The sequence below is a fragment of the Pseudomonas putida genome (assembly GCF_050989985.1).
Lineage (GTDB): Bacteria > Pseudomonadota > Gammaproteobacteria > Pseudomonadales > Pseudomonadaceae > Aquipseudomonas > Aquipseudomonas putida_AI.
Genome location: NZ_CP158815.1, coordinates 6,404,770 through 6,429,241, shown reverse-complemented (window position 1 = coordinate 6,429,241; position 24,472 = coordinate 6,404,770). Strand labels below are relative to the sequence as shown.

The 24,472-nt window shown below is 61.2% G+C and carries 24 protein-coding genes and 1 pseudogene; 12 read left to right on the top strand and 13 right to left on the bottom strand.

From position 1 onward, the window contains the following. Positions 1–47: 47 nt before the first annotated feature. From hutI to ABTV29_RS29280, 9 genes are all read left to right on the top strand, one after another. Positions 48–1,253 (top strand): imidazolonepropionase, encoded by a 1,206-nt coding sequence (hutI, locus tag ABTV29_RS29320; protein WP_433767995.1) that lies wholly within the window; start codon positions 48–50, stop codon positions 1,251–1,253. 10 nt (positions 1,254–1,263) lie between these two features. Then, positions 1,264–2,067 (top strand): N-formylglutamate deformylase, encoded by an 804-nt coding sequence (hutG, locus tag ABTV29_RS29315; RefSeq protein WP_433767994.1) that lies wholly within the window; start codon positions 1,264–1,266, stop codon positions 2,065–2,067. 246 nt (positions 2,068–2,313) lie between these two features. Continuing rightward, positions 2,314–3,285 (top strand): prolyl aminopeptidase, encoded by a 972-nt coding sequence (pip, locus tag ABTV29_RS29310; RefSeq protein WP_433767993.1) that lies wholly within the window; start codon positions 2,314–2,316, stop codon positions 3,283–3,285. Further along, on the top strand, positions 3,282–3,719 hold the full coding sequence (dtd, locus tag ABTV29_RS29305; RefSeq protein WP_433767992.1) for a D-aminoacyl-tRNA deacylase: 438 nt from the start codon (positions 3,282–3,284) through the stop codon (positions 3,717–3,719). The genes pip and dtd overlap by 4 nt, the downstream gene beginning before the upstream one ends. Before the next feature lie 321 nt (positions 3,720–4,040). Further along, positions 4,041–5,858 carry a glucan biosynthesis protein G gene (locus ABTV29_RS29300; RefSeq protein ID WP_433772064.1) on the top strand — a complete coding sequence of 606 codons (1,818 nt, stop codon included), beginning with the start codon at positions 4,041–4,043 and terminating at the stop codon, positions 5,856–5,858. Then, positions 5,851–8,421, top strand: a complete 2,571-nt coding sequence (gene mdoH, locus ABTV29_RS29295; protein WP_433767991.1) for a glucans biosynthesis glucosyltransferase MdoH — start codon at positions 5,851–5,853, stop codon at positions 8,419–8,421. The genes ABTV29_RS29300 and mdoH overlap by 8 nt, the downstream gene beginning before the upstream one ends. A gap of 306 nt (positions 8,422–8,727) precedes the next feature. Then, positions 8,728–9,525: a transporter substrate-binding domain-containing protein gene (locus ABTV29_RS29290; protein WP_433767990.1), complete on the top strand. Its 798-nt coding sequence runs from the start codon at positions 8,728–8,730 to the stop codon at positions 9,523–9,525. Between the two features lie 153 nt (positions 9,526–9,678). After that, on the top strand, positions 9,679–10,638 hold the full coding sequence (locus tag ABTV29_RS29285) for an amino acid ABC transporter permease (protein WP_433767989.1): 960 nt from the start codon (positions 9,679–9,681) through the stop codon (positions 10,636–10,638). Then, on the top strand, positions 10,631–11,365 hold the full coding sequence (locus ABTV29_RS29280; RefSeq protein WP_433767988.1) for an amino acid ABC transporter ATP-binding protein: 735 nt from the start codon (positions 10,631–10,633) through the stop codon (positions 11,363–11,365). The genes ABTV29_RS29285 and ABTV29_RS29280 overlap by 8 nt, the downstream gene beginning before the upstream one ends. Before the next feature lie 137 nt (positions 11,366–11,502). On the opposite strand, the gene ABTV29_RS29275 is transcribed toward ABTV29_RS29280, so the two are convergent. The 11 genes and pseudogenes from ABTV29_RS29275 to ubiE form a co-directional block, all read right to left on the bottom strand. Then, a complete protein-coding gene (locus ABTV29_RS29275; RefSeq protein ID WP_433772062.1) occupies positions 11,503–12,207 on the bottom strand; it encodes a methyl-accepting chemotaxis protein in 705 nt (234 codons plus the stop codon). Positions 12,208–12,405: 198 nt separating this feature from the next. Next, positions 12,406–13,407: pseudogene (locus ABTV29_RS29270) on the bottom strand (methyl-accepting chemotaxis protein); the annotation flags it as partial. Positions 13,408–13,625: 218 nt separating this feature from the next. Further along, the gene (locus ABTV29_RS29265) at positions 13,626–14,333 is read right to left on the bottom strand and encodes a 16S rRNA (uracil(1498)-N(3))-methyltransferase (RefSeq protein WP_433767987.1); all 708 of its coding nucleotides are present in this window, start codon (positions 14,331–14,333) and stop codon (positions 13,626–13,628) included. Then, entirely contained in the window at positions 14,330–15,124 is a 795-nt protein-coding gene (gene tatC / locus ABTV29_RS29260) for a twin-arginine translocase subunit TatC (RefSeq protein ID WP_433767986.1), read from the bottom strand. Before tatC ends, ABTV29_RS29265 begins: the two co-directional genes overlap by 4 nt. After that, positions 15,121–15,549 (bottom strand): Sec-independent protein translocase protein TatB, encoded by a 429-nt coding sequence (gene tatB, locus ABTV29_RS29255; RefSeq protein ID WP_433767985.1) that lies wholly within the window; start codon positions 15,547–15,549, stop codon positions 15,121–15,123. The genes tatC and tatB overlap by 4 nt, the downstream gene beginning before the upstream one ends. A 10-nt stretch (positions 15,550–15,559) precedes the next feature. Then, on the bottom strand, positions 15,560–15,832 hold the full coding sequence (locus ABTV29_RS29250; RefSeq protein ID WP_218439040.1) for a twin-arginine translocase TatA/TatE family subunit: 273 nt from the start codon (positions 15,830–15,832) through the stop codon (positions 15,560–15,562). 25 nt (positions 15,833–15,857) lie between these two features. Next, positions 15,858–16,190, bottom strand: a complete 333-nt coding sequence (locus ABTV29_RS29245) for a phosphoribosyl-ATP diphosphatase (protein WP_065261771.1) — start codon at positions 16,188–16,190, stop codon at positions 15,858–15,860. Beyond that, complete coding sequence (hisI, locus tag ABTV29_RS29240; protein WP_400775256.1) at positions 16,183–16,584, bottom strand: phosphoribosyl-AMP cyclohydrolase; 402 nt, start codon at positions 16,582–16,584, stop codon at positions 16,183–16,185. Before hisI ends, ABTV29_RS29245 begins: the two co-directional genes overlap by 8 nt. 161 nt (positions 16,585–16,745) lie before the next feature. Then, on the bottom strand, positions 16,746–18,350 hold the full coding sequence (gene ubiB / locus ABTV29_RS29235; protein WP_433767984.1) for a ubiquinone biosynthesis regulatory protein kinase UbiB: 1,605 nt from the start codon (positions 18,348–18,350) through the stop codon (positions 16,746–16,748). Continuing rightward, on the bottom strand, positions 18,347–18,970 hold the full coding sequence (locus ABTV29_RS29230) for a ubiquinone biosynthesis accessory factor UbiJ (protein WP_433767983.1): 624 nt from the start codon (positions 18,968–18,970) through the stop codon (positions 18,347–18,349). Before ABTV29_RS29230 ends, ubiB begins: the two co-directional genes overlap by 4 nt. Beyond that, the gene (gene ubiE / locus ABTV29_RS29225; protein ID WP_007975568.1) at positions 18,970–19,740 is read right to left on the bottom strand and encodes a bifunctional demethylmenaquinone methyltransferase/2-methoxy-6-polyprenyl-1,4-benzoquinol methylase UbiE; all 771 of its coding nucleotides are present in this window, start codon (positions 19,738–19,740) and stop codon (positions 18,970–18,972) included. The genes ABTV29_RS29230 and ubiE overlap by 1 nt, the downstream gene beginning before the upstream one ends. Positions 19,741–19,907: 167 nt before the next feature. Here ubiE and ABTV29_RS29220 point away from each other — a divergent pair, with 167 nt between their 5' ends. The 3 genes from ABTV29_RS29220 (at position 19,908) to ABTV29_RS29210 (ending at position 21,752) form a co-directional block, all read left to right on the top strand. Continuing rightward, the gene (locus tag ABTV29_RS29220; RefSeq protein WP_433767982.1) at positions 19,908–20,183 is read left to right on the top strand and encodes a polyhydroxyalkanoic acid system family protein; all 276 of its coding nucleotides are present in this window, start codon (positions 19,908–19,910) and stop codon (positions 20,181–20,183) included. A 245-nt stretch (positions 20,184–20,428) separates the two neighbouring features. Next, the gene (locus tag ABTV29_RS29215) at positions 20,429–20,851 is read left to right on the top strand and encodes a phasin family protein (RefSeq protein ID WP_433767981.1); all 423 of its coding nucleotides are present in this window, start codon (positions 20,429–20,431) and stop codon (positions 20,849–20,851) included. Positions 20,852–20,861: 10 nt separating this feature from the next. Next, a complete protein-coding gene (locus ABTV29_RS29210) occupies positions 20,862–21,752 on the top strand; it encodes a phasin family protein (RefSeq protein ID WP_433767980.1) in 891 nt (296 codons plus the stop codon). Positions 21,753–21,945: 193 nt separating this feature from the next. Here the strand turns inward: ABTV29_RS29210 and ABTV29_RS29205 are convergent, their stop codons facing one another. Together ABTV29_RS29205 and phaC are read right to left on the bottom strand one after the other, a co-directional pair. Next, on the bottom strand, positions 21,946–22,566 hold the full coding sequence (locus ABTV29_RS29205; protein ID WP_433767979.1) for a TetR/AcrR family transcriptional regulator: 621 nt from the start codon (positions 22,564–22,566) through the stop codon (positions 21,946–21,948). A gap of 171 nt (positions 22,567–22,737) precedes the next feature. After that, positions 22,738–24,420 (bottom strand): class II poly(R)-hydroxyalkanoic acid synthase, encoded by a 1,683-nt coding sequence (gene phaC / locus ABTV29_RS29200; protein ID WP_433767978.1) that lies wholly within the window; start codon positions 24,418–24,420, stop codon positions 22,738–22,740. Between the last annotated feature and the right edge of the window lie 52 nt (positions 24,421–24,472).

The window sequence follows — 24,472 nt, the reverse complement described above, 5'->3', positions numbered from 1 at the left end:
AGCTAGCCTGCTCGCGATTCGATTTTGAATACTGTGGAGAACAAGGGATGAAAACCCTCTGGCAACACTGCCACGTTGCAACCATGGCCCAGGGCGTTTACTCGATCATCGAGGACGCGGCCATCGTGACGTCCGGTGCGCACATTGAGTGGGTCGGCCCGCGCAGTGAACTGCCGTCCGGCGAGTACCCGGCGGTCAATGACTTGAACGGGGCGTGGGTCACGCCGGGCCTGATCGACTGCCACACCCACACGGTGTTTGGCGGTAATCGCAGTGGCGAGTTCGAACAGCGCCTGCAGGGCGTCAGCTACGCGGAAATCGCCGCCAGCGGTGGCGGCATCGCCAGCACTGTGCGCGCCACCCGCGCCGCCAGCGAAGAGCAACTGTTCGCCAGCGCTGCCAAGCGCCTCAAAAGCCTGATGCGCGACGGTGTCACCAGCATCGAAATTAAGTCCGGCTACGGCCTCGACCTGGCCAGCGAAGGCAAGATGCTGCGCGTCGCCCGCCGTCTCGGCGCCGAGTTGCCGATCAGCGTGCGCACCACTTGCCTCGCGGCCCACGCCTTGCCGCCGGAGTACACCGACCGCGCCGACGACTACATCGAACACATCTGCGCCGAAATGCTCCCGGCCCTGGCCGCCGAAGGGCTGGTGGACGCGGTGGATGCCTTCTGTGAATACCTGGCCTTTTCCCCGGCCCAGGTCGAGCGCGTGTTCATCACCGCCCAAAAGCTGGGCTTGCCGGTGAAGCTGCATGCCGAGCAATTGTCTTCGCTGCACGGCTCCAGCCTGGCGGCGCGTTATCACGCCCTGTCCGCGGATCACCTGGAATTCATGACTGAAGACGACGCCATCGCCATGGCCAAGTCCGGCACGGTCGCCGTGTTGTTGCCCGGCGCGTTCTACTTCCTGCGCGAAACCCAATTGCCGCCGATGGAAGCCCTGCGCAAGCACGGCGTGAAAATTGCCATTGCCAGCGACCTCAATCCGGGCACCTCGCCGGCCCTGTCGGTGCGCCTGATGCTGAACATGGCCTGCACGTGCTTCCGCATGACCCCGGAAGAAGCCCTGGCGGGCGCGACCATTCATGCGGCCACCGCACTGGGCATGGCCGACACCCATGGTTCGATCGAAGCGGGCAAGGTCGCGGATTTCGTCGCCTGGCAAATCGATCGTCCGGCCGATCTGTCGTACTGGCTGGGTGGTGATCTGGAAAAACGCGTCGTGCGTCACGGCGTCGAAACGAGCCTGTAGGAGAGTCGTTGTGGATAAGGTGTTGAATTTCAAACAAGGCCGGGTACCGCTGCTGATCAGCATGCCCCACGCCGGTACCCGTCTGACTCCGGTGGTCGAAGCCGGGTTGATCCCCGACGCGAAAAGCCTGCCGGACACCGACTGGCACATCCCGCAGCTGTACGATTTCGCCAGCGAACTGGGCGCCAGCACCCTGGCCGCCGAGTATTCGCGTTTCGTCATCGACCTGAACCGGCCGTCCGACGACAAGCCGCTGTATGTTGGCGCCACCACGGGTCTGTACCCGGCGACCCTGTTTGACGGCGTGCCGCTGTTCCGCGAAGGCCTGGAGCCTTCGAAAGAAGAGCGCGCGACGTATCTGGAGCAGATCTGGACGCCGTACCACAGCACCCTGCAACAGGAGCTGGCGCGACTGAAAGCCGAGTTCGGCTACGCGCTGCTGTTCGACGCGCACTCGATCCGCTCGATCATTCCGCACCTGTTCGACGGCAAGTTGCCGGACTTCAACCTCGGCACCTTCAACGGCGCCAGTTGCGATCCGCAGTTGGCCTCGCAGCTGGAAGCCATCTGCGCCGGGCACCCGGACTACAGCCACGTGCTGAACGGACGCTTCAAGGGCGGGCACATCACCCGTCACTACGGCAATCCGGCAGAAAACATCCATGCCGTGCAGCTGGAGCTGGGCCAGTGCACCTACATGGAAGAGTTCGAGCCGTTCCGCTATCGGGCGGATCTGGCGGAGCCGACGCGAGTGGTCTTGAAGGAACTGCTGCAAGGCCTGCTGGCCTGGGGCAAACAGCACTACAACCGCTAAGCCCGGCATACAACACTGTGGGAGCGAGCTTGCTCGCGATAGCGGAGTAACAGTCGACTCAATTGTTGAATGTTAAGCCGCTATCGCGAGCAAGCTCGCTCCCACAGGTTTCTCCTACAGGTTTTCTGGCGCCAAACCTGCGATCCAGCAAGAGCATGCTCATTGACGTAAATCGGGTTTATGATGCCCAACGGCAGAATAATAGAAGTCCCCCCAGGGATGACCCAACCCCTTACGGAGCTCGCAATGCAGACTTTGTACCCGCAGATCAAACCCTACGCCCGGCACGATCTGGCCGTCGACGAAACCCACACGCTGTATGTCGACGAAAGCGGTTCACCGCAAGGTTTGCCGGTAGTGTTCATCCATGGCGGCCCCGGCGCCGGGTGCGATGCGGCGAGTCGCTGCTATTTCGATCCAAACCTGTACCGCATCGTCACGTTCGACCAGCGTGGTTGCGGTCGCTCCACCCCCCACGCCAGCCTGGAAAACAACACCACCTGGGACCTGGTCGCCGACCTCGAGAAAATCCGCCAGCACCTGGGTATCGACAAATGGGTGCTGTTCGGCGGTTCCTGGGGTTCGACCCTGGCGCTGGCCTACGCGCAAACCCACCCCGAGCGTGTGCACGGTCTGATCGTTCGCGGGATCTTTCTCTGCCGTCCGCAGGAAATCGAATGGTTCTATCAGGCAGGCGCGAGCCGTCTGTTCCCCGATTACTGGCAGGACTACATCGCACCGATCCCGCTGGACGAGCGCAACGACTTGCTCACTGCATTCCACAAGCGCCTGACCGGCAACGACCAGATCGCCCAGATGCATGCGGCCAAGGCCTGGTCCACCTGGGAAGGCCGGACCGCGACCCTGCGTCCGAACCCGCTGGTCGTCGATCGTTTTTCCGAGCCTCAGCGTGCGCTGTCCATCGCCCGTATCGAATGCCACTACTTCACCAACAACGGTTTCCTCGAGCCCAACCAGCTGATCCGCGACATGGACAAGATCGCCCATTTGCCGGGCGTGATCATCCATGGCCGCTATGACGTGATCTGCCCGCTGGACAACGCCTGGGAACTGCACCAGGCCTGGCCGAACAGCGAGCTGCAAATCATCCGCGACGCCGGCCATGCCGCCGCCGAACCGGGAATTACCGATGCACTGGTGCGCGCGGCTGACAAAATGGCGCGACGCCTGCTCGACCTCGCCCCTGAAGAAGCATGAAGGGCCTGCTGCAACGCGTGCGTGGCGCGCGGGTCGAGGTAGCGGGGGAGGTGGTTGGTGCGGTGGACCAGGGCTTGCTGGTCCTGGTGGCCGTCGAGCCACAGGATACGCGGGCCAGCGCCGACAAACTTCTCAATAAGCTGCTTAACTATCGTGTGTTCAGCGATGCCGAGGGCAAGATGAATCTGTCCCTGGCGGATGTGGGCGGCGGGTTGCTGCTGGTCTCGCAGTTCACCCTGGCTGCCGACACCAAGAGCGGGCTGCGCCCGAGTTTTTCGACCGCGGCTCCCCCGGCCCTGGGAGAGGAGTTGTTCGACTATCTATTAAGCAGAGCGAAACAGGTGCATGGCACTGTGGCATCAGGTAGATTCGGCGCGGATATGCAGGTGCACCTGGTCAATGATGGCCCGGTAACCTTTCTGTTACAGACCTGAAAGCCCGTGAAACATCTTTTTACGGGTTTTTCGGCTGAAAACAGGCATTTTTCGCGATAAATACTTTGTTACCCCTGATGCGTTGTAACGCGGCCTACTAGATAATCGCGCGCTACGGGGATCAGCGTTCGTTGGTCCATTTTGACTTAGGTAGAGACTTGTCCGGATCCGATTGGGGAATCATTTCGCCCCAGCGGAGTCGGAACAATGCTCGCCAACTTGGCAAGAGTGGTCTGCAAGGCCGGTGTTTTCGTACCGCAAGCCCAGCAGACCCTTCAACTGGCCGTTGGTTTTTTGATCTGTTTTCGGCGAGGGTTGCTCGTGATTGTTAGTCCCTGTAACGCACCAAAATTGTCTGCCAAACGGTTACGTAGCGCTCTGGTAGCAGGCTCGGCACTGCTCTGCCTGCTCAGCGCCGGCCAGCTTTGGGCATTCAATCTGGATGATGTATCGGCAAAGGCTAAAGAGCTGGCCGGTCAGAAGTTCGAAGCGCCGCGCAGTAACTTGCCGAACGAATTCCGAGAGATGAAGTTCGCCGACTATCAGAAAATCCGTTTTCTGACGGAAAAGGCCGAGTGGGCGGATCAGAAAACCCCATTCAAGCTGTCCTTCTATCACCAGGGCATGCACTTCGATACGCCGGTGAAAATCAACGAAATCACCGCGAACAACGTCGAAGAGATCAAATACGACCCAAGTCGTTTCGATTTCGGCGACCTCAAGTTCGACCCGAAGGCCACCGAGCAACTGGGCTACGCCGGTTTCCGCGTGCTGTACCCGGTCAACAAGGCCGACAAGCAGGACGAAATCATGACCATGCTCGGCGCGAGCTACTTCCGCGTTGTCGGCAAGGGTCACGTCTACGGTCTGTCGGCCCGCGGCCTTGCGCTCGATACCGCCTTGCCGTCCGGCGAAGAATTCCCGCGTTTTCGCGAGTTCTGGATCGAACAGCCGAAACCGGGCGACAAGCACCTGGTGATCTTCGCGCTGCTGGATTCGCCTCGTGCGACCGGCGCCTACCGCCTGACCCTGCGTCCGGGCAGCGACACCATTGTCGACGTCAAGGCGCAGATGTACCTGCGTGACAAGGTCGGCAAACTGGGCATCGCCCCGTTGACCAGCATGTACCTGTTCGGCGCCAACCAGCCGTCGAAAGTCCTCAACTACCGTCGCGAGCTGCACGACTCCAGCGGCCTGGCGATCCATGCCGGCAATGGCGAGTGGATCTGGCGCCCTCTGAACAACCCGAAACACCTGGCGGTGAGCAACTTCTCGGTCGAGAACCCGCGTGGCTTCGGTTTGCTGCAGCGTGGCCGTGACTTCAGCCACTACGAAGACCTCGATGACCGCTACGACAAGCGTCCGAGCGCCTGGATCGAGCCGAAAGGCGACTGGGGCAAGGGCACCGTCGATCTGGTCGAGATTCCGACCGCTGATGAAACCAACGACAATATCGTGGCTTTCTGGAGCCCGGAAACCATGCCGGAGCCAGGCAAGCCGCTGGACTTCGCCTACCGTATGCACTGGACCATGGACGAAGCCGCGTTGCACGCACCGGACAGCGCCTGGGTCAGCCAGACCCTGAAGTCCACCGGCGACGTAAAACAGTCCAACCTGATTCGTCAGCCCGATGGCAGCGTTGCCTATCTGGTCGATTTCGAAGGTCCGTCCCTGGCGGCATTGCCAGCGGATACCGACGTGCGCAGTCAGGTCAGCGTCGGCGACAACGCCGAACTGGTCGAGAACAGCGTGCGCTACAACCCTGAAACCAAGGGCTGGCGCCTGACCCTGCGCATGAAGATCAAGGACCCGAGCAAATCCACCGAGATGCGTGCGGCACTGGTGCAGAACATCGTGCCTGCGGATCTGACCAAGACGTCGATTCCAGCGTCCAGCTCTTCCGTTGCCAAGGCCGACAAGGTCGCTGCCAAGCAAGCGGAAAAAGCGGAAAAGGACGCGAAGGCCGCCGCCGAAGCCAACAAGGCCGAGGCCAAGCCGGTCGCAGATGCCAAGGACAAGGCGAACAACAATGACGCCAAGCAGCCTGCAGCTGCTGCGGCCCCAGCCACACCGGAATCGGCACCGACTGAAGAAGTCCTGACCGAGACCTGGAGCTATCAGTTGCCTGCCGATGAGTAATTCTCAAGTTCAGCCAGAAACTCTTTCCGAGTATCTGGCCCATCTGCCGATGACCGACCAGCAGCGCGCGGAGCTCGCGGGCTGCAAGTCTTTCAGCGAATTGCACGAGCGCCTGTCTTCCCAGACCTTCGACGCCCCGACCGAGGCCGCCCAGGCTTCGGTGGGCAAGCGCCTGGTCCTGAGCACCGCCGAGGAATTGCAGGACGCCGAGATGTTGGGCGTTGACGCCAGCGGTCGGGTTTGCCTCAAGGCGACCCCGCCGATTCGTCGGACCAAGGTCGTGCCGGAGCCGTGGCGTACCAACATTCTGGTGCGCGGCTGGCGTCGCCTGACCGGTCGCACCAACCCGCCGAAGCCGCCGAAAGATGCCAACGTGCTGCCGGCGGCGCGCTGGCGCACCGTCGGTTCGATCCGTCGCTACATTCTGCTGGTGTTGATGCTCGGCCAGACCATCGTCGCCGGCTGGTACATGAAAGGCATCATGCCGTACCAGGGCTGGTCATTCGTCGACCTCGAAGAAGTCCTGCACCAACCGCTGCTGCAAACCGCCACGCAAGTGCTGCCGTACGCGTTGCAGACCAGCATCCTGATCATGTTCGGGATTCTGTTCTGCTGGGTATCGGCCGGTTTCTGGACTGCGTTGATGGGCTTCCTCGAATTGTTGACCGGTCACGATAAATACCGGATTTCCGGTAAAAGTGCCGGCAACGAGCCGATTCCGAAGAACGCGCGCACCGCACTGGTGATGCCGATCTGCAACGAAGACGTGCCACGGGTATTCGCCGGTCTGCGCGCGACGTTCGAGTCGGTGGCCGCCACGGGTGACCTGGATCGCTTCGACTTCTTCGTTCTCAGCGACAGTAACGACGCCGACATCTGCGTCGCCGAACAACAGGCCTGGCTGGATGTCTGCCGTGAAGCCAAGGGCTTCGGCAAGATTTTCTATCGCCGTCGCCGCCGTCGCGTGAAACGCAAGAGCGGTAACCTCGACGACTTCTGCCGTCGTTGGGGCGGTGACTACAAGTACATGGTCGTGCTCGACGCCGACTCGGTCATGAGCGGCGAGTGCCTGACCAGTCTGGTTCGCCTGATGGAAGCCACGCCGGACGCCGGGATCATCCAGACCGCGCCACGGGCATCGGGCATGGACACGCTGTATGCGCGTATGCAGCAGTTCGCCACCCGCGTGTACGGTCCGCTGTTCACTGCCGGCCTGCACTTCTGGCAACTGGGCGAATCCCACTACTGGGGCCATAACGCGATCATCCGCATGAAGCCGTTCATCGAGCACTGCGCCCTGGCGCCGCTGCCCGGTAAAGGCGCGTTCGCCGGTGCGATCCTGTCCCACGACTTCGTTGAAGCCGCGCTGATGCGTCGTGCGGGCTGGGGCGTTTGGATCGCCTACGACCTGCCGGGCAGCTACGAAGAGCTTCCACCGAACCTGCTGGACGAACTCAAGCGTGACCGTCGCTGGTGCCACGGCAACCTGATGAACTTCCGCCTGTTCCTGGTCAAGGGCATGCACCCGGTGCACCGCGCGGTGTTCCTGACCGGCGTGATGTCCTACCTGTCGGCACCGCTGTGGTTCTTCTTCCTGGTGCTGTCGACGGCGTTGCTGGCGGTCAACACCCTGATGGAGCCGCAGTACTTCCTCGAACCGCGCCAGCTTTACCCGCTGTGGCCGCAATGGCATCCGGACAAGGCGATCGCGCTGTTCTCGACGACTGTCGTGCTGCTGTTCTTGCCGAAGCTGTTGAGCGTGATCCTGATCTGGGCCAAGGGCGCGAAAGAGTTCGGCGGCAAGTTCAAGGTGACGATGTCGATGCTGCTGGAGATGCTGTTCTCCATGCTGCTGGCGCCGGTGCGGATGATTTTCCACACCCGCTTCGTCCTCGCCGCGTTCCTCGGCTGGGCCGCGACCTGGAATTCGCCGCAGCGTGACGACGACTCCACGCCATGGAGCGAGGCGGTCAAGCGTCACGGTCCGCAAACCGTGCTGGGCTTCCTGTGGGCCTTGCTGGTGATCTGGCTGAACCCGAGCTTCCTGTGGTGGCTGGTGCCGATCGTCGGTTCGCTGATGCTGTCGATCCCGGTGTCGGTGATTTCCAGCCGAGTCGGCCTGGGCCTCAAGTCCCGTGACGAGAGCCTGTTCCTGATTCCTGAGGAATACAATCCGCCGCAGGCGCTGCTGGCCACCGACCAGTACACCCACGAAAACCGTTATCACGCGCTGAACGACGGCTTCATCCGTTCGGTGGTCGATCCACAGCAGAACGCACTGGCGTGCTCGCTGGCGACTTCCCGTCACCGTCAGGCCGAGCCGATCGAATGGATGCGGGTCGAGCGGGTACGGCACGCGATGAAGGTCGGGCCGCAAGGCCTGAACAACAACGAGCGTGTGCAACTGCTGAGTGACCCGGTAGCCCTGGCTCGCCTGCATGAGCAGGTCTGGAGCGAAGGCCACGCCGAGTGGCTGGGCGCATGGCGCAAGTCGGTCAAGGCCGACCCCCATGCACCGCTGCTGCCGCTCAAGCCGCTGAGCGTGCAGCCTCAGTTGGCCTGACGTTGAGCCCCGCTGATCAGCGGGGCTGATCGTTCCCACGCTCTGCGTGGGAATGCCTCTACGGACGCTCCGCGTTCGGCTGTTGATGGGACGCAGAGCGTCCCGGGCTGCATTCCCACGCAGAGCGTGGGAATGATCGGTCAAAACACAACAATTCCCGCCTAAACCCTTGTGCATTCGACTCATTGCGTTAGCATCCGCCCCCGAAAAAGGTGCGCCCGGACCGTTTTGTGTCCGTATCTATCGGTTTTCATTGGAAAACTGTCGATTTTCGCGCCGCAAATGCAATGGTTTGGGGAGTTGAAGATGAAGAAGTATCTGTCGATGCTGCTGGCTGGCGTCACGGCGTTGGTTGCAGTCAGCACGGCGCAGGCCGGTGCCATCGATGACGCGGTCAAGCGCGGCACCTTGAAAGTCGGCATGGACCCGACCTACATGCCGTTCGAAATGACCAACAAGCGTGGCGAGATCATCGGCTTCGAAGTCGACATCCTCAAGGCCATGACCAAGGCCATGGGCGTCAAGCTGGAGCTGGTGTCCACCGGATACGACGGCATCATCCCGGCACTGCTGACCGACAAGTTCGACATGATCGGCAGCGGCATGACCCTGACCCAGGAACGCAACCTGCGCCTGAATTTCAGCGAACCCTTCATCGTGGTTGGCCAGACCCTGCTGATCCGCAAGGAGCTGGAAGGCACCATCAAGTCCTATAAAGACCTGAACACCGCCGATTACCGCATCACCTCCAAGCTCGGCACCACCGGCGAGATGGTTGCCAAGAAGCTGATCTCCAAGGCCAAGTACCACGGCTACGACAATGAGCAAGAAGCCGTGCTCGACGTGGTCAACGGCAAGGCCGACGCCTTCATCTACGACGCGCCTTACAACGTCGTGGCGCTGAGCAAGGTGGGCAACGGCAAGCTGGTGTTCCTCGACAAGCCGTTCACCTACGAGCCGCTGGCCTTCGGTCTGAAGAAAGGTGACTACGACAGCATCAACTTCATCAACAACTTCCTGCACCAGATCCACGAAGACGGCACCTACGATCGCATCCATGACAAGTGGTTCAAGAGCTCCGAGTGGCTCAAGGACATGGAATAACCCGGTCAGTCAGACCGAGTCGCCTTCAATCGCGGGCAAGCCCGCTCCCACAGTGGTCGGTGTGAACACATTTTTGTGCCCCGCGCGAAACCTGTGGGAGCGAGCTTGCTCGCGATGACGGCCTGACAGGCAACACAAATCCCGGAACCTGCAATGAAACAGAAAAAAGCCCAATGGCCCTGGCACGTGCTCACCGTGCTGGTGCTGATCGGCCTGGCCGGCGCGCTGTATTACGCCACCTCGCTGATGTCCTACGAGTGGCGCTGGAACCGCGTGCCGCAGTACTTCGCCTACCACGCCGAAGAGTCCCAGCGCGCCGCCGACATCTCCACCGTCAGCGAACTGCTGCGCAAGGGCGACCAGGCTGAAGTCACCCTGCGCAACGACGCAGGTGACGAGCAGAAACTGACCGTCGATGAGAACAGCCTGCAAGTTGCCCAGGGCGATGACGTGGCTGAAGGCGATGTGATCGGGGTCACCCGCCACTGGGCCGCAGGGCCACTGCTGTGGGGCCTGTGGACAACCTTGTGGCTGTCCGTGGTGTCGGGTGTGCTGGGGTTGTTGATCGGGCTGTTCACCGGCCTGTGCCGGCTGTCGAACAACCCGACCCTGCGCGATCTCTCGACCATTTACGTCGAGCTGGTGCGCGGCACGCCGCTGCTGGTGCAGATTTTCATTTTCTACTTCTTCATCGGCACCGTGATGAACCTGTCCCGGGAGCTCGCCGGGATCGCCGCACTGTCGCTGTTCACCGGTGCCTATGTAGCGGAAATCATCCGCTCCGGCGTGCAGTCGATCGCCCGCGGCCAGAACGAGGCCGCGCGCTCCCTGGGTTTGAGCGCCGGGCAATCGATGCGTCACGTGGTGCTGCCGCAAGCGTTCAAGCGCGTGCTGCCGCCGCTGGCCGGGCAGTTCATCAGCCTGGTGAAAGACACGTCGCTGGTGTCGGTCATTGCGATCACCGAACTGCTGAAAAGCGGTCGCGAGGTCATCACCACCTCGTTTTCGCCGTTCGAAATCCTGTTCTGTGTTGCCGGTCTGTATTTGTTGATCAACCTGCCGCTGTCGAAAATCGCCGGCCGGCTTGAGCGGAGGCTCGCGCAAAGTGATTGAAGTCCGCGATCTGGTAAAAGTCTTCGACACCCGTGGCCAGGTGGTTCGCGCGGTGGATAACGTTTCCACCCGCGTTGCCAAGGGCGAAGTGCTGGTGGTGATCGGCCCGTCGGGCTCCGGCAAATCGACCTTCCTGCGTTGCCTCAACGGCCTGGAGGAGTTCGACTCCGGCTCGGTGAGCATCGACGGCCTGCAACTGGCCGACCCGAAAACCGACATCAACGCCTACCGCCGCGAAGTCGGCATGGTGTTCCAGCATTTCAACCTGTTCCCGCACATGACCGTGCTGGAGAACCTGTGCCTGGCGCAGAAAGTCGTGCGCAAGCGCGGCAAGAAGGAGCGCGAGGCCAAGGCCATGGCGCTGCTGGAAAAGGTCGGGATTGCGCAGAAGGCCAACGAATTTCCGTCGCGCCTGTCCGGTGGCCAGCAACAGCGCGTGGCGATTGCCCGGGCGCTGGCGATGGAGCCCAAGGTCATGTTGTTCGACGAGCCGACCTCGGCGCTCGACCCGGAAATGGTCGGCGAGGTGCTGGATGTGATGAAAAACCTGGCCGTGGAAGGCATGACCATGGTCTGCGTGACCCACGAAATGGGTTTTGCGCGGGAAGTGGCGGACCGGGTGCTGTTCTTCGATCACGGCAAGTTGCTGGAAGATGCCTCGCCGGCGCAGTTCTTCGATGCGCCGAAGGATCCGCGGGCGCAGGCGTTCCTTCGCCAGGTTCTGTAATTTCAGCGTCGGTTGCACCGCCATCGCGAGCAGGCTCGCTCCCACAGTGGATCTGTGTACGACAGAACCCTGTGGGAGCGAGCCTGCTCGCGATGGCATCACCTCGGTCCCATGTGAACCGAGGTGCACAAATCACCTCAAACCTTGAACCGCCCCACCAACATCTGCAAATGCGTCCCCAACCGCGCCAGCTCGACGCTGGACGCGGCGGTTTCCTCACTCGCCGCCGAGGTCTGATCCGACACATCCCGCACATTCAGCACGCTACGGTTGATCTCTTCCGCCACGGCGCTTTGCTGCTCGGCCGCGGCCGCAATCTGCTGGTTCATGGCCTGGATGGCCGAGACGGTGCGGGTGATGCTTTCCAGTGAGCCGCCGGCGCGGCGGGTCAGCTCGACGCTGCTGTCGGTCAGGCTGCGGCTGTTGTCCATGATGGTCGCCACTTGCTGGGTGCCGTTCTGCAGGCCGACGATCAGTTCTTCGATCTCTTCGGTGGACTTCTGGGTGCGCTGGGCCAGGCTGCGCACTTCGTCGGCGACCACGGCAAAACCACGTCCGGCTTCACCGGCCCGGGCGGCTTCGATGGCAGCGTTGAGCGCCAGCAGGTTGGTTTGCTGGGCCACGGACTTGATCACGTCGAGCACGCTGCCGATCTTGTCGCTTTCACGCTTGAGTTCGCCCATGGCCTCGGTGGAATGTCCCACTTCCAGGGCCAGACGCTCGATCTGGGCGATGGCTTCTCCCACGACCTTGTCACCTTCGCGGGCCTGCTGGTCGGCGGCAACGGCGGCCTCGGAGGCCTCCTCGGCATTGCGCGCGACTTCCTGCACGGTGGCGGTCATTTCGTTCATCGCAGTAGCCACCTGATCTGTTTCGACCTTCTGGCTGTTGACCCCGGCGCTGGTCTGCTCGGTGACAGCCGACAGTTCTTCGGCGGCGCTGGCGATCTGCGTCACGCCGTCGCTGATGCCGCCGATCAGTTCGCGCAGGCCTTGGGTCATGCTCTGAATGGAGCGCTGCAGCTGGCCCAGTTCGTCCTGGCGCTTGGAAACCAGGTTGTGGCTCAGGTCGCCGGCGGCAATGCGTTCGGCCACTTTGAGGGTCTGGTTCAGCGGAATCACAATCTGCCGGGTGATGGCCCAGGCGGCGAACAGACCGAATACCAGCGCCAGGACGGTGGCCAGCAACAGCATGTTCTTGGCATGTGCCACGTCGATGTCGCGTTTGTTGGTTTGCGAGACGGTGAGTTCCTTGCTGACGTCCAGCAGGATTTCGCCTTGGGCAGCCATGCGTTTCAGCGCTTCGGCGCTGGCGACCTGGGAATCACGGTACTGGCTGACTGCGGCGCGATAGGCCTTGAGCGAGTCGGTGGCCTGCTGCAGGTTGGCGATGTGCTGTTCCGGCAGCTTCGATGGCAGGCTTTCGAGGTATTTGAGCGCATTGTCGATGGCGTCCAGCGCAGGCTGTTCGGCCTCGGTCTTGCCGCTGTAGGTGTAGCCACGCACCTGGAAGCGCGCCTGCTGGATCAGTTTGCTCAGGTCGATCACGCTGTTGAATTGCACAACGCTGTCGCCTTGCAGCATGGACTTTTCAACTTCGGCAACCCTGGCCACGGCATTGTCGGCGGTAGCGCCGAGTTTGCTGCGGGCGTCTTCGCGGTTGGCTCCGGCCTGGGTCATGGCCGCGAAGGCTTGCTTGTACTGACCGACAGCGGCCAGTTGTCGCTCGATCATCGCGATGTCGGCGGGTTGCTCAATCAACTTGCGAGCGGCCTGCAGGCTGCTGTCGAGCTTGCCGAGCATGTCGTTGACGGCACCGGGGCCTTGTTCGCCGCGACGCATTTCATAGTCCAGGCGGGCAATGCGCAGGTCCTTGGTCATCGCGTTGATGTCGGAAATGAGCCCCAGCTTGTCGCCGCGATTGCTGACCTCGCTCAGGCCATTCCAGCCTGTGACGGTGATCAATAAAGTCAGCAGCAACACAAGACCGAAACCGAAACCCAGCTTGCGATTGACGCTTACGTTCCCCAGCTTATCGGCCATCCATTGGTACATGCGGTAACTCTCCCGGGCCACATTGGTTTTATGGGGGGTATATCGGCAGGGGATGGGGGTTCTATAGGAGGCATCCGATGGACGGCGGGAATGATTGATGACCTGTGGGAGCGAGCCTGCTCGCGATGGCGTCGGGTCAGTCAATGGAGTGTTGACTGTGCCATCGCTATCGCGAGCAGGCTCGCTCCCACAGGGGGGTAGTGTTGTCAGAATAGGCGTGCGAGCAAGGCAGTGACGGCGGTTTCCACGCGCAGGATGCGCTCGCCCAGTTGCACCGGTTGCAGGCCGGATTTGCCCAGCAGGTCGATTTCGTAGGGAATCCAGCCGCCCTCGGGGCCGATGGCCAGGGTCACCGGTTCATTCAGCGCGCGGGGGCAGGGCGGGTAGTTGCCCGGATGGCCGACCAGGCCGAGGGTGCCATCGCTGATGGCCGGCAGGCGGTCTTCAACGAACGGTTTGAAGCGCTTTTCGATGGTGACTTCAGGCAGCACGCTGTCCCGGGCCTGTTCGAGGCCCAGGATCAACTGTTCGCGAATCGCTTCCGGCTCCAGGAACGGTGTCTGCCAGAAGCTCTTCTCGACGCGGTAGCTGTTCACCAGCACGATACGCGGCACTCCCATGGCTGCCACGGTCTGAAACACCCTGCGCAGCATTTTGGGGCGTGGCAGGGCCAATACCAGGGTCAATGGCAGCTTGGCGGGCGGCAGTTGGTCGAGGGTGACACGCAATTCCGCTTCGCTGGCATCCAGGCGCAATACCTCGGCCGAGCCCATGAGGCCGCCGATACGGCCGACGCGCATGCTGTCGCCGACTTCGCAGCGATGGACTTCCTGCATGTGGGTCAGCCGGCGATCACGCAGGATCACGCGGTCGGCCGCGATGAAGTCGGCCTCTTCAAGGAGCAGCAGGTTCACGCTTGGGTCGCTGGCGGCTGGTCGTTGTGGTCGTCAGCCGGCTGATCGTCCGGATGTTCGCCGCGCTTGCTGATCAGGCCGCCAAACAGCACGCCGATCTCGAACAGCAGCCACATCGGCACCGCCAGCAGCGTTTGCGAGAAGATGTCCGGCGGGGTCAGGATCATGCCGACCACGAAGCAGCCGATGATCACGTACGGACGGATCTTCTTCAGGTATTTGACGTCGACCACGCCGATCCACACCAGCAGCACCACGGCCACCGGGATTTCGAACGCCACGCCGAAGGCGAAGAACAGCGTCATGACGAAATCGAGGTAGCTGGTGATGTCGGTCATCATTTCCACGCCGGCCGGGGTTGCGGCGGCGAAGAACTTGAAGATCAGCGGGAACACCAGGAAGTAGGCGAAGGCCATGCCGGCGTAGAACAGCAGGATGCTCGATACCAGCAGGGGCACGGCGATGCGCTTTTCATGCTTGTACAGGCCTGGCGCGATGAAGCCCCAGATCTGGTGCAGGATCACCGGGATCGCCAGGAACAGCGAGACCATCATCGTCAGCTTCAGCGGCGTCAGGAACGGCGACGACACATCGGTGGCGATCATCGTCGCACCGGCCGGCAGGTATTGGCGCAGCGGTGTGGAGACGAAGGTGTAGATCTGCTGGGTGAAGGCGAACAACCCGGCGAAGATGATGAACACCGCCGCTACGCAGCGCAGCAGACGGGTGCGCAACTCGGTGAGGTGCGAAACCAGCGGCATGTGCTGGTCGTTTTCAGGGAGATCGCTCATGGGGCTCGCGGCGGCAGTGGAGGGTCTTGAGGGGCTGGCGAGACAGGCGCAGCCGCAGGTACCACGGGTTCAACCGGTGTCGCCGCAACAACAGGCGCAGCTTCGACAGGCGCAGCTTCGGCGACAGGCGCCGTTACTGTCGGCGTTGCCTCAGGCGTAACCGGTGTCGGCTCCTGCTGGGTCGGCGTGAAAATCTTCCGCGCCTCCTGTTCCAGCGACAGAATGTGTTCGTTGTGCAGTTGCCGACGAATTTCGTCGGCACCGATTTCACGTTCAACTTCCTGTTTGATCGCATTGAAGCTGCGCTTCAGGCGCCCGACCCACAGGCCGGCGGTGCGCGCAGCATGCGGCAGGCGCTCGGGACCCAGCACCAGCAGGGCCACCAGGCCAACGAGCAGCAGTTCAGAGAAGCTGATACCAAACATTAGTCTGTGCTCACACGTCTTTGCGGATCGGCTCTTCGACTTTCTGTGCCTGCACGTCGATGGTGTGCGGCTGGTTCACCGAGGCCTGCGGCTGAACAGGTGGAACCGGTTGTGCCGGGGTCGCAGTCGGGTCGGCCGGTTTTTCGTCGTCGTTCATGGCTTTCTTGAAGCCCTTGATCGATTCGCCGACGTCAGTGCCGAGGTTTTTCAGCTTCTTGGTGCCGAACACCAGTACGACTACAACCAGGATGACGATCCAGTGTTTCCAGTCAAAAATACCCATGGTGCTGCTCCTCTCTAATAATTGTTCAGGCAGACGGACGCGAGGCTTTCTCTACATGTCCGGAGAGACCGAAGCGACGGTCCAGTTCATCGAGTACAGCCTGTGGATGCTGCCCCAATTGGGCGAGCATGACCATGCTGTGGAACCACAAATCGGCGGTTTCGTAGATCACATCGCTGCAGTCGCCGCTGACGGCGGCATCCTTGGCGGCAATGATGGTTTCGACCGACTCTTCGCCGACTTTTTCCAGAATCTTGTTCAAGCCCTTGTGGTACAGGCTGGCGACATACGAGCTGTCGGCGGCGGCGCCTTTGCGCTCTTCCAGTACCTGGGCCAGACGGTTCAGCGTGTCACTCATGTTTATGTCCTGCGGAGTAGATGGCATGCGGGTCTTTCAGGACCGGATCGACGGTTTTCCAGTCGCCGTTCTCGAAGACGCGATAGAAGCAGCTCTGACGGCCGGTATGGCAGGCGATATTGCCAATCTGCTCGACCATCAGGATGATGACGTCGGCATCGCAATCCAGGCGCATCTCATGCAGGGTCTGCACGTGGCCGGATTCTTCGCCCTTGCGCCACAGCTTGCCACGGGAGCGCGACCAGTAGATGGCGCGGTTCTCCGCAGCGGTCAGTTCCAGTGCTTCACGGTTCATCCAGGCCATCATCAGGACGCGCCCGGTCTTGTGATCCTGGGCAATCGCTGGCACCAGGCCATCGGCGTCCCACTTGATCTCGTCCAGCCAGTTTTTCATCTTCAGTTCCCGAGGTGCAGCGACAAGCTTCAAGCTTCAAGCCACGAGTAAAAGCCAGTCCACTTCGTTCTTTCGCATTGTGCAACGCCTGTCTGCAGGCGTGAATTAAACATGAGTGCTACGAGCGTCGCTTGCAGCTTATAACTTGCAGCTGATTCATGCTATCGACGCACGACCAGATACAAGCCGACGGCCATCATGATTCCCGCGGGCCAATAAGCCAACTGATTAAGCGGACCACCGGCGGCGAGAATGGCGCCGCCAGCCAGATGGGCGGTTCCCAGCAGGCGCAGGAACCAGTCGTCGCGGCGACGGTGCCAGGGTGGCGGTGGGTCGCTGGCGTGAGGCTGGGACAGGCGTTCGAGCAGGTCGCGCGTCATGTTGGCCAGATGCGGGATCTGTTCGATCTGGCTCTGCACGTTGCCGAACAGGGCCTTGGGGCTGACGCGCTCGCGCATCCAGCGCTCGAGGAATGGCTGCGCGGTGTTCCACAGATCGAGGTCCGGGTACAGCTGGCGGCCCAGGCCTTCGATGTTTAGCAGGGTTTTCTGCAGAAGAACCAGCTGTGGCTGCACTTCCATGTTGAAGCGGCGCGCGGTCTGGAACAGGCGCATCAGCACCTGGCCGAAGGAAATATCCTTCAACGGCTTTTCGAAGATGGGCTCGCACACGGTACGGATCGCCGCTTCGAATTCGTTGAGTTTGGTTTCCGCCGGCACCCAGCCCGAATCGATGTGCAATTGCGCCACGCGGCGGTAGTCGCGCTTGAAGAAGGCGAACAGGTTGCGTGCCAGATAGTCCTGGTCTTCCGGGGTCAGGCTGCCGACGATGCCGCAGTCGATCGCAATGTACTGCGGGCTCCACGGGCTCACGGTGCTGACGAAAATGTTGCCGGGGTGCATGTCGGCATGGAAGAAACTGTCGCGGAACACCTGGGTGAAGAAGATCTCCACGCCACGCTCGGCGAGCATTTTCATGTCGGTGCGCTGGTCGGCCAGGGTGGCCAGGTCGGTCACCTGAATGCCGTAGATGCGCTCCATCACCAGCACTTTCGGCCGGCACCAGTCCCAATAGACCTGCGGCACGTAGAGCAACGGCGAGCCTTCGAAGTTGCGCTTGAGCTGGCTGGCGTTGGCCGCCTCGCGCAGCAGGTCGAGTTCGTCGTAGATGGTTTTTTCGTAGTCGCTGACAACGTCCACCGGGTGCAGCAAACGCGCATCGGCCGAGACCCTTTCGGCGGCGCGGGCGAGGATGAACAGCCACGCCAGATCTTGCTTGATGACCGGTTTGAGGCCCGGGCGGATCACCTTGACCACCACTTCTTCACCGGTTTTCAACTGCGCGGCATGCACCTGCGCTACCGAGGCCGAGGCCAGGGGTTCGACGTCGAAACGGCTGAACACTTCGCTGATCTTCTTGCCGAGCTGGTCTTCGATCAGCTTGACCGACACTTGCGAATCGAACGGCGGCACACGGTCCTGCAGCTTCATCAGCTCGTCGGCGATGTCCTCGGGCAACAGGTCGCGACGGGTGGACAGAATCTGCCCGAACTTGATGAAAATCGGCCCGAGGTCCTGCAACGCCAGGCGCAGTCGTGCGCCACGGCTCAGGTCCAGGGTCTTGCGCGGGAACCAGCGCCACGGCAGGGCGTAGCGCAGCACCAGCAGGAACCAGGGCAGTGGCAGGTCGAACAGCAGGTCATCGAGGCGGTAGCGGATCACGACGCGCTGGATGCGCAACAGACGGCGGACGGCAAGCAGCTTCATGCGTTATCGCTTGGGTCGAGGGATCGGGAAAGGCGCTCGAATCGCGCCTCGAGTCGTTCCAGATCGATCTTGATCTGGTCCAGTTCACTGAATCGGGCTTCGGCTTCGCGCTTGCCGACGAGGCTGCGCGATTCTTCGGCCAGGTATTCGGCGAGGTTCTGGTTGAGGCTGGCAAATCCTTGTTGATACCAACGCGCGCGGCTGCGCAGGTGGCCACCCACCAACTGTGTGGCGACCGGGCCTAGCCAGCGCGAGAGTTCGTATTCCCAGTCCAGCTCAAGGTCCTGGAGGATGGCCGCCAGTTCCAGCAGCACGCCGCTGTCGCCGTCGAGCTCGACTTCAGGGGCATGCAGCACCGAGGTCTTGTCCTTGCTCATTGCCAGTTTCAGCAGGCTCGAAGCCGGTGCACGCAAGGTGCAGTCGGCGCCGGTTTCCCACTGGGAGGCGAGCATCAGGCCTTCATCGCTGGGCAGGATGAACAGTTGCAATGCCGGGCTGCGGCAATCGACGGCAATCACCTTGCCGCTCAAATGCGCGAGCCGCGGCAGCGCCGTGCTGTCGAGACGCAGCACCCGGTTCAGGCCGAGTTCAACGCTGGCGAGCAGTCCGGCGAGCAGCATCAGGGCTTGATGCCGCGATGCAGGGCGACGATGCCTGCGGTCATGTTGTGATAGGTCACGCGGTCGAAACCGGCCTCGACCATCATCGACTTCAGGGTTTCCTGGTTGGGGTGCATGCGGATCGATTCGGCCAGGTAGCGATAGCTTTCCGAGTCGTTGGTGATCAGCTTGCCCATCAATGGCATGAAGGCGAACGAGTAGGCGTCGTAGGCCTTGGACATCAGTGCGTTGGTGGGCTTGGAGAATTCCAGCACCAGCAGGCGTCCGCCAGGCTTGAGCACGCGCAGCATCGAACGCAGGGCGTCTTCCTTGTGCGTCACGTTACGCAGGCCGAAGGCGATGGTCACGCAGTCGAAATGGTTGTCCGGGAACGGCAGTTTTTCCGCGTCGGCCTGGACGAATTCGACGTTGCCGGCCACACCCAGGTCCAGCAGGCGGTCACGGCCGACCTTGAGCATGGACTCGTTGATGTCAGCCAGCACCACCTGGCCGGTCGGGCCTACCAGGTGCGAGAATTTGCGGGTCAGGTCGCCAGTACCGCCGGCGATGTCGAGCACGCGGTTGCCGGCGCGTACGCCCGACAGTTCGATCGCGAAACGCTTCCACAGGCGGTGCATGCCGCCCGACAGGAGGTCGTTCATCAAGTCGTACTTGGCAGCTACCGAGTGGAAAACTTCAGCGACTTTTTCCGCTTTCTGGCTTTCCGGAACGTTTTTGAAGCCGAAGTGAGTGGTGGGTTCGGCATCGCTGCCTTTGCGCTGATCAGTCATATCGCTGTCACCAAGAGAGAATGCGCGACATTCTAATCCCCAAGGGATGCTTTGTCTTGGAATGGCTAAAGGTAAGATGGGCAACCCTCGGGACCTTTTGCCGCAGCGGCGGTCAAGATTCATCGAGCAAGCATTCATAGCCGTATTCAAAAAGCAGGAGTCATTCGATGGCCCATATCAGTGTTGAGCGTGCCCACAGCCTGGGCAAGGAAGCGGCGCGCGAGAAAGCCGACAAGCTGGCGCAGAAACTCTCCGACCAGTATGGCCTGCAGCCGCAGTGGTCCGGGGACACCCTGAACCTCAAGCGCTCAGGTGTGAAAGGCGCGGTGCATGTGGCTGACGATTCGATCCGGGTCGACGTGGAACTGGGCCTGATGATGTCGGCCATGAGCGGCATGATCAAAGCGGAAATCGAGAAGGCGCTGGACAAGGCCCTCGTCTGATCCCCGATTGAAATCACATCCCCTGTAGGAGCGAGCCTGCTCGCGATGACGGAGTGTCAGTCGACATCGATGTTGATTGATCCACCGCCATCGCGAGCAGGCTCGCTCCTACAGTTTGTAATGCGGTGCATCCAAAGGTTTATGTCAGTTGTTAGGGTGCCGTTTCTAATTTTTCTCCCTACTTTGTGCCAGAGCCCGACACTTGTCCGGGCAGTTCCTCAAACCTTCTGCGCGTGAGGTGGACCATGGCCAAAGTAATTTTGAAGAAAAAAATCGACGCTTCGACGACTGCTCTGAGCGATGTCAAAACCTATGCCCGCAAGATCTGGCTGGCAGGCCTGGGTGCCTACGCCAAGGTTGGCCAGGAGGGCGCCGAGTACATTCAGGAGCTGATCAAGACCGGTCAAGCTGTTGAAACCAAAGGTAAAAAGGCAGTAGCTGCAAAGCTCGAAGCAGCGAACTCCGAGATCGCTGATGCCAAGAGTGAAGTGAGCACTTTCAAGGGCCGGGTCGAAGTTCAACTCGACAAGGTCGAGAAGGCGTTCGACTCGCGTGTCGCAAGTGCCTTGAATCGTATCGGCATTCCGTCTAAACATGACGTGGAGACACTCTCTGTCAAGCTCGATGAGCTGACGGCACTGCTCGAACGCGTCGCGCGTAAATCTTAAGGAGAACGGGATGGCTGTTAAAAAGAACACCGAAAAAGAAGGCAGCTCGTGGATCGGGAAAGTAGAAGACTACTCCCGAAAAATCTGGCTGGCTGGTTTAGGCGTGTACTCGAAGATCGACACTGACGGCAGCAAAATCTTCGATGCATTGGTTAAAGACGGCGAGAAAGCCGAGAAGGCAATCGGCAAGAAAGTCGACACTGCCAAGGACAGCGCCAAGGACACCGCTTCTTCGGCCAAGTCGCGTATCAGCGGCGTGAAAGACAAGGCTCTGGGCAAGTGGGATGAGCTGGAAGGGGCTTTCGACAAGCGCCTGAACAGCGCCATTTCGCGCCTGGGCGTGCCAAGCCGCAATGAGGTCAAGGCGCTGCACAGCAAGGTCGAGCAACTGACCAAGCAGATCGAAAAACTGACCGGTGCCAAGGTTGCGCCTGTTGCGGCCAAAACTGCCGCAGCCAAACCCGCAGCTGCCAAACCGGCCGCCAAGACCGCAGCCAAGCCACTGGCGGCCAAGCCTGCAGCCAAACCTGCCGCTAAAGCCGCGGCCAAGCCTGCTGCCAAAACCGCTGCTGCAAAACCTGCCGCAGCCAAGCCTGCTGCCAAACCGGTAGCTGCCAAGCCAGCCGCCAAGCCTGCGGCCAAACCGGCAGCGGCGAAAACCGCAGCGGCCAAGCCAGCGACAGCCAAGCCAGCAGCAAAACCTGCGGCCGCGAAAAAGCCAGCAGTGAAAAAGCCGGCCGCTCCAAAAGCCGCCGCCAAACCAGCCGTGGCCGCCGCCAAGCCGGCAACCCCGGCCGCATCGGCTGCACCTGTCAGCGCATCGAATTCCGCAACCGCGCCGACCCCTGCTGTCACCCCGACTGCCGCGCCAGCTCCATCGACGCCAACCAGTCAGTCCTGATTCTTCAGGGCTCAAAAAAACGCCCGGCCTGCCAAGGTCGGGCGTTTTTGTTTGTACGCGATTCCAAGAGCGCCGCGGCACCCCTGTGGGAGCGAGCCTGCTCGCGATAGCGGTGTGTCAGTCGACATCGATTTTGAAGGATAAATTGCCATCGCGAGCAGGCTCGCTCCCACAGGATTTTTTGTGGCCAGGGTTATTCGTGTTCTTCCAGGTATTGAAGGGCCAATTGCTCGGTCGCCACCTTGATCGGCGGCAACAGGTGCGGCGCCACCAGCATCATGATCTGGTAAACCACCAGCCTCACTTCACCTTCACGATCAAGAATCCGCTGGTAGTCCAGGGAAAACAGCAGGGTCATGGTGATCTGCTCCACCAGTTGACCCAGGGCCTGGGTGTCGCTGACCAATTGCCCCTGAGCCTTCAGGCGCGCCAGCAACGTTGCCAGTGTGCGCTTGAGTGCATTGAGCAGATTGCGAATGCCCTTGGCCAGTTTCGGCAAGCGGCCGGCCAGGTTCGACAGGTCCTGGAACAGGAAGCGGTAATGGGACAGGCGCTCGACGATCAGATGCAGGAACAGCCAGTAATCATCGGGGCCCAGTTCGGCGTCGACGGGTGGGTCGAGCAGCGGTGTCAGCTCGGCCTGGAAGCGCTCGAACAACCCGAGTATCAACGGCTCCTTGCCGTGGAAGTGGTAGTAGAGGTTGCCCGGGCTGATGCCCATTTCGTTGGCAACTTCCATGGTGGAGACATTCGGTTCGCCCTTCTGATTGAACAACTGCAGGGCACATTCGAGGATGCGGTCGCGGGTTTTCATCCAGTCTTCTTAGTGATCATGCCAAGCCAACCCCAAACCCTGTAGGAGCGAGCATGCTCGCGATGGACGTTAACGATAACGCGTGCTGTCTGGATGAACGCGTTGCCTGAACGTTTTTCGCGAGCATGCTCGCTCCTGCAATGTTGGGTGCCGGTTGTAGTGTGTTGAGTGTCAGCGCACGCGCACGTAGGTGCCGGGTGCCGCCTCCATCGGTGGATAGTTCTGGTTGCCGAGGGTCATGAGGGTTTCCTTCTGCGCCCCCGAGCGTTCCTGAATCCAGCTCAGCCATTGCGTCCACCAACTGCCCTCGACCTGCTTGGCGTCGTAGTACCAGGCCCGTGGGTCGCTACTCAGCTTGGCGCCCTCGACGTAGTTGGCTTTCGGGTTGCCCGGCGGATTGAGGATGCTCTGCACGTGACCGCTGTTGGACAGCACGAAACGGCGCTCGCCGCCCAGCAGCAGGGTCGAGCGATACACCGCATCCCACGGCGTGATGTGGTCGTTGATGCCGGCGACGCTGAAGCTGTCGACCGTGACTTTCTGCAAGTCGATCGGCGTGCCGCACACTTCGAGGCCGCCCGGATGGCCCAGCGGGTTGTGCTTGAAGAAGTCCAGCAAGTCGCCGTGCAGGGCTGCCGGCAGGCGCGTGGTGTCGTTGTTCCAGTAAAGGATGTCGAAGGCCGGCGGCTCCTTGCCCAGCAGGTAGTTGTTGACGAAGTAGCTCCAGATCAAGTCGTTGGGGCGCATCCAGGCGAAGACCTTGGCCATGTCCCGGCCGTCGAGCACGCCTTTTTGATAGGAGCGGCGCTTGGCGGCTTCCAGGGTCTGTTCGTCGGCGAACAAGGTGGCCGGCGTGTCCAGCTGGCTGTCGAGCAGGCTCACCAGGTAGGTGGCACTCGATACCCGTCGCATCTGGCGCTTGGCCTGCAAGTGGCCTTGCAGCGCGGCAATGGTCAACCCGCCGGCACAGGCACCCATCAGGTTGACCTCGCGCGCGCCGGTGATCGCCCGGCAGACATTCATCGCCTCTTCCACCGCTTCAACGTAGGTCGACAGGCCCCATTCACGGTGGCGTACATCCGGGTTGCGCCAGCTGATCATGAAGGTTTGCAGGCCGTTCTTGAGTGCGAACTGGACGAAGCTGTTGGTGGGGCTCAGGTCGAAAATGTAGAACTTGTTGATCTGCGGCGGCACCACCAGCAGCGGCTTGGAATACTGCTTTTCGCTCATCGGCTTGTACTGGATCAGCTCCAGCAGCTCGTTGCGAAACACCACGGCGCCGGTGGTGGTGGCAACCGTCTTGCCGACCTCGAACGCCTGCTTGGTGATCTGCCGGGGCAGGCCATCGTTGTGCAGCAAGTCGTCCACCAGATGGCCGATCCCGCGCACCAGGCTGTTGCCGCCGGAGTTGAAGATTTCCTTGATCGCCAGCGGATTGAGCAAGCTGTTGGACGGCGATACGGCATCGTTGAGCAGGGAGAATACGAACTGTGCCCGTGCGCGATCGTCCGGGCTCATATTGCTTTCGTCGATCCAGCTTCTGACCTGCTTTTGCCAGCTCAGGTAAGCCTGCAGGCTGCGACGATAGAAAGGGTTGAGGCTCCAGGCCGGATCGGCGAAGCGACTGTCATGGGGGTTGGTCGGATGCAGGGTTTCACCCAGCAGCACGCGCCCTAATTGGCCACCCAGTTTCAGGGCGTGGCGGGCGCTGTGCACGGGGTTGCGCAAACCATGCGCGGCGACGCTGCGCAGCGTTGAAAGCAGATCACGGCCGCGCAGGCCGGTGATCGCACTCTGTGCGTTGATGAAGGTGGCGGGAGAGGGCGCCAGGTCCCTCGCTGGTTTTTCACGCATCAGTCAACACTCCTTCGTCTTCAGGCCAAAAACAAACACACTGAACCAGAAC